Source organism: Syntrophothermus sp., assembly GCF_013314835.1.
In the GTDB taxonomy this organism is placed as follows: domain Bacteria; phylum Bacillota; class Syntrophomonadia; order Syntrophomonadales; family Syntrophothermaceae; genus Syntrophothermus; species Syntrophothermus lipocalidus.
In genome coordinates this window covers 1-3,694 of sequence record NZ_JABUEX010000122.1, presented here as the reverse complement: position 1 = coordinate 3,694, position 3,694 = coordinate 1, and the positions used below count along the sequence as shown (strand labels likewise).

8 protein-coding genes are annotated in these 3,694 nt (G+C 52.7%); 4 read left to right on the top strand and 4 right to left on the bottom strand.

The genetic code is table 11. The features are described 5' to 3' along the window. The first annotated feature begins 680 nt into the window (after nt 1-680). Nucleotides 681-953 (top strand): HEPN domain-containing protein, encoded by a 273-nt coding sequence (locus HPY90_RS15365; RefSeq protein WP_287195787.1) that lies wholly within the window; start codon nt 681-683, stop codon nt 951-953. Beyond that, entirely contained in the window at nt 920-1,252 is a 333-nt protein-coding gene (locus tag HPY90_RS15360) for a nucleotidyltransferase domain-containing protein (RefSeq protein ID WP_287195785.1), read from the top strand. Before HPY90_RS15365 ends, HPY90_RS15360 begins: the two co-directional genes overlap by 34 nt. A 212-nt stretch (nt 1,253-1,464) precedes the next feature. Here the strand turns inward: HPY90_RS15360 and HPY90_RS15355 are convergent, their stop codons facing one another. Continuing rightward, nucleotides 1,465-1,632 carry a hypothetical protein gene (locus HPY90_RS15355; protein WP_287195783.1) on the bottom strand — a complete coding sequence of 56 codons (168 nt, stop codon included), beginning with the start codon at nt 1,630-1,632 and terminating at the stop codon, nt 1,465-1,467. Between the two features lie 59 nt (nt 1,633-1,691). On the opposite strand from HPY90_RS15355, the gene HPY90_RS15350 reads away from it, so the two are divergent. Together HPY90_RS15350 and HPY90_RS15345 are read left to right on the top strand one after the other, a co-directional pair. After that, nucleotides 1,692-1,967: a ribbon-helix-helix domain-containing protein gene (locus HPY90_RS15350; protein WP_287195781.1), complete on the top strand. Its 276-nt coding sequence runs from the start codon at nt 1,692-1,694 to the stop codon at nt 1,965-1,967. Continuing rightward, complete coding sequence (locus tag HPY90_RS15345) at nt 1,960-2,373, top strand: type II toxin-antitoxin system VapC family toxin (RefSeq protein ID WP_287195789.1); 414 nt, start codon at nt 1,960-1,962, stop codon at nt 2,371-2,373. The genes HPY90_RS15350 and HPY90_RS15345 overlap by 8 nt, the downstream gene beginning before the upstream one ends. A gap of 119 nt (nt 2,374-2,492) precedes the next feature. Here HPY90_RS15345 and HPY90_RS15340 read toward each other — a convergent pair whose 3' ends face one another. The 3 genes from HPY90_RS15340 to HPY90_RS15330 all read right to left on the bottom strand — a co-directional run bounded on the left by HPY90_RS15340 (nt 2,493) and on the right by HPY90_RS15330 (nt 3,517). Next, nucleotides 2,493-2,855 (bottom strand): DUF5615 family PIN-like protein, encoded by a 363-nt coding sequence (locus tag HPY90_RS15340; RefSeq protein WP_287195780.1) that lies wholly within the window; start codon nt 2,853-2,855, stop codon nt 2,493-2,495. Beyond that, nucleotides 2,852-3,076 (bottom strand): DUF433 domain-containing protein, encoded by a 225-nt coding sequence (locus HPY90_RS15335; protein WP_287195778.1) that lies wholly within the window; start codon nt 3,074-3,076, stop codon nt 2,852-2,854. Before HPY90_RS15335 ends, HPY90_RS15340 begins: the two co-directional genes overlap by 4 nt. 171 nt (nt 3,077-3,247) lie before the next feature. Next, nucleotides 3,248-3,517, bottom strand: a complete 270-nt coding sequence (locus tag HPY90_RS15330; RefSeq protein WP_287195776.1) for a stalk domain-containing protein — start codon at nt 3,515-3,517, stop codon at nt 3,248-3,250. Nucleotides 3,518-3,694 lie beyond the last annotated feature (177 nt).

The following is a 3,694-nucleotide window of genomic DNA, read 5'->3' as shown; positions in this document are numbered from 1 at the left end:
TATCGCCTCGTTGAGCGAGATCTCGGGCCGGGCGGGCTCCTTCGCCCAAGCCCCAGGGACCGCGCCCCCGAAAGCGAACAGAATGGCGAGCAGAAGAGCAATGATCTGCCGCAGCAAACTTCTTCCGGGCTTCAAGGTCTCCTCTCCTCTTCAAAAATGGTTAACCGCGTCAACTACCTGGCAAAAGTATACGCCCGCCCGCCTCGCCGTGTCAATCGGAATCCGGCTGTTTCTTATAACTCGCCTTCGCCCTTCCTGCGGTTAAATTCAGAACCCGTTTTTCCTCCACAAGCCGCCGGATAAGCTCGCTCAAACTCACCCCCCGCGTCCGGGCCTCCTCTATCAAAAACTTGTACTGCTTCTTCTGTCAAAAGCACCTGTGTTCGGATCATCCCTATCACCTTTGTGTTATTTCAGTATATAAGTATATACATTATAACATCACCCGGTTGCAATTAGAAATTCCACAGAACACCTAACGGTTTTTTTCGTGAAAAACTCCGCCTTTTCTTCCACGATTCTGACCATCTTTCTTAACTCGTGCGTCTTAAAACCGAATGACGAGTCAACAGAAACCGGGTTTAACCAGAATTTCGCATAAATTATAACCACGCGCCGTGCAAAAAAACGGCGCGAACCACCCAAAATAAAGGCTTTCCTCAAGAAAAAAAGAGGATATAATGATTATACCGAAATATAGCAACTACAACCCAGTAAAGGGGACTCGTGGCACACACAACCTGATTCTGCTTGTAAAACTGGCGAAGCCAAACCTGACTCACGAACAGCTTACCTTTCTGGCTGCTCTGAACACGGCAAGCATTGCAACGCGTTACCCGCAAGAGCTGGCTCAGGCACTGAAACACTACGACCGGAAGATGGCGAAGGGCTACATCAAATCGACCGAAGAGGTGATAAAATGCCTGCATCAAGATCCGAGGTCGAAAAAATAATCAGGCGTTTCCGGAGCATCCTCAAGGCAAAAGGGATTAATCCAGAACGGATAATTCTTTTCGGTTCCCATGCCAATGGCACCCCTTCAGAATACAGCGACATCGACCTTGTGGTGATTTCCCGCGATTTTTCCAGGCTCACCTTCGAAAAAAGGTGCGCGATCCTTGGTGAAGCGGTGGCAGAAACGATGGAGCCCATCGAACCTCTCGCTTACACCCCGGAGGAGTTCGAAAGGCTGCCACCGCTAAGCGTCATTGCCGCCCTGGTTCGCGACCCCGCCCGGCACATTGAACTCTAATCAAAGCAGAAGTATATTTACCGCCGACCAGCACCTGATTTGCGGTAAGCATACTTTGAACTTGCTGGCAGTGCCGCCGAATCAAGAGATTTCCGGAAAGTTATAAACCGATACCTGGACCGTCCTCTCTGGTGGAGGAGGGGTCTTCCGCAGGCGGTCAAGCTGCTTGCATGTATTCCAAATCCTTTTCCACAAAAATAAACCTTCTCTTTTCAAAGAAAACATTGGCCGTAGGCGGCAAGCCGCCTGCCGCGCACCCTGCGGACGACCGGCGTGTTGTAGAAGACTTCTTCCCAACCGGAGGGCGGAAAGGGCGGGTGGTTAACCCGGGCCTGCCTGGCCCGGGAGCCGGCCTCAAGCTGCGGGAACCGGATCGTCATTCTCCCTGGCGACTCCGGCCCTATAATGACTTTGACAAAAGGCGGATTTAAACATTATAATGTTGCTGGAGGTGATGTTGTTGCAACGCACACAAATTTACCTTCACCCCGAACAGCACCGAGCATTATTAAGGGAGGCAAGTAAAAAAGGCATCTCCTTAGCCAAACTAATCCGGGAGATAATCGCCAAACATCTGGAAGAGCAAGCCAGACCCGTAACGGCAGCTAAGGAAACATTCCTCAGGATAGTAGGAATGGGAGCAAGTGATAAAACAGATGTTTCCGCGCAGCACGATCACTATCTGGCGGAGGCGCTGAAGAGTGATAATGGTTGATACCGGAGCCTGGTACGCCATCTGCGACGCTTCAGACACAAACCATCAGCGGGCAAAAGCATTTTACGAAAAAGTGGCCGGAGTTATTCCCCTGGTAACAACCGATGCGATCCTCGCGGAAACCTGGACGTTGCTGGCCGCCCGCCTCGGCCGGCCTGCCGCCATCACTTTTTGGGAGACGCTGCGCGCGGCTGGCGTTCCTATCATCACCTTAGAAGAAGCAGATATAGAAGTCGCGTGGCAGATAATAAACGCTTTCCCTGACCAGACCTTCAGCTTTACCGACGCGACCACCTTTGCCGCCATGGAAAGATTGGGCATCGAGCAGGTTTTTACTTTCGACCGTCACTTTTTCGTTTACCGCTACGGCCCCGGGCGTAGAAAGGCTTTCAACTGCGCGCCGTAGCCCAAAGCCCCTTACCAGAGAGTTTTTCAGCCCTAAACCACCTTACCACCCCTAGCGCTCAACACCCGGCAGCACCCCTTTCGCCAGAACTTTCCGTGGACAGCATATTCTAAAGCGCCTCAGAGCGGCAGGCGTCTGCACCGGATACGGTTCTTTTCGATTACCACTATGCTTTTACAAAGAACTCCGGGGGAAATTGCCGCCAATACCTTGCGGAGATAGTAAAGCGCCTCCGCCTCACTGTAGTTGCCGCCGCGAAAAAGAATCAATCCCGGCCCCGCTGCATGCGATGATGCAAGCAATTGTGGGTAATCCAGGTCAGCCGTTACGACCACGCGTCTTTCCTTGCGCGCCCGCTCAAGTATTACAGCATCAGAAACCCGGTCAAGGCCGATTTCAAGCGCGTGAACCGCATTGTACCCATGGTTAATCAACCATCTGGCAAGTCCTGGAGAAAGGGGCATATCAATCAAAAATTTCACCGCAAAAACTCCACCGTTTCATCATCGGCTAAAAATGCTGCAAAAAGGAGAGCCTCGTTAATATCCTCGGCCTCCAGATAAGGATAGGCCTGCAGGATGCTCTCTTTTGTTTCACCCGCAGCCAGGAGTCCCAATAAACGAGAGACAGGAAAGCGAAGTCCTCTGATACAGGGCTTCCCGGTGCAAACCGTCGGGTCAACGGTAATTCGCTTGAATTTCATAAATATCACCCCCTGGAAAAGATTATAGCACCTGATTTGCACCAGGTATATTGTTTTTAATCCAGGAAACACATAAAAAAAAACATAAGAACAAGAAATAAGGACAAAAAAGGGAAGAGCCCGGATCACCCCGATCCGGGCTCTGGTATGCTGTGTCAGGGGGTGCGAATGTTAGAAGTTGATGGTTGCCTCCTGGGCATTGGCGTTCCACTGGATGTCGGCGCGGGGGGCCTGCGCCAGGAAGCGGATCGGGAGCATCGCCAGGCGGTGATCTGCGGAGCGGCGTCCATCGTGATCGCGGCGCCGTTCAGGAGCATCACGCTGCTGACGGTGGTCATCTGGAGGACGCGGCCGCCCTTGATCGCGGCGGCCTTCTTGTTGACGCCCTCCCTTGGCGACGCCCTCCCAGATGATGTTGGCCTCGCCGGTGCCCCGCTCCATCGCACAGCAACCGACTTGCTTTGCTACTTTTGGCCGCAATGCCACGACCAAAATTCCTCACGCGAAACTCCCAGTTTCCTGGCTATCGCCGCTACCAGTGGAGGAGGGTACTTCCTGGTTTCGCCGTGCTTCCGGTGAACGGTAAAGGTTTTTCCTGTACGCGTCACGCCCACCCAC

Coding starts and splice junctions, on each gene's coding strand:
- HPY90_RS15365 (WP_287195787.1), top strand. CDS start 681: ATGATTATACCGAAATATAGCAACTACAACCCAGTAAAGGGGACTCGT.
- HPY90_RS15360 (WP_287195785.1), top strand. CDS start 920: ATGCCTGCATCAAGATCCGAGGTCGAAAAAATAATCAGGCGTTTCCGG.
- HPY90_RS15355 (WP_287195783.1), bottom strand. CDS start 1,632: ATGACGATCCGGTTCCCGCAGCTTGAGGCCGGCTCCCGGGCCAGGCAG.
- HPY90_RS15350 (WP_287195781.1), top strand. CDS start 1,692: ATGTTGCTGGAGGTGATGTTGTTGCAACGCACACAAATTTACCTTCAC.
- HPY90_RS15345 (WP_287195789.1), top strand. CDS start 1,960: ATGGTTGATACCGGAGCCTGGTACGCCATCTGCGACGCTTCAGACACA.
- HPY90_RS15335 (WP_287195778.1), bottom strand. CDS start 3,076: ATGAAATTCAAGCGAATTACCGTTGACCCGACGGTTTGCACCGGGAAG.
- HPY90_RS15330 (WP_287195776.1), bottom strand. CDS start 3,517: ATGGAGCGGGGCACCGGCGAGGCCAACATCATCTGGGAGGGCGTCGCC.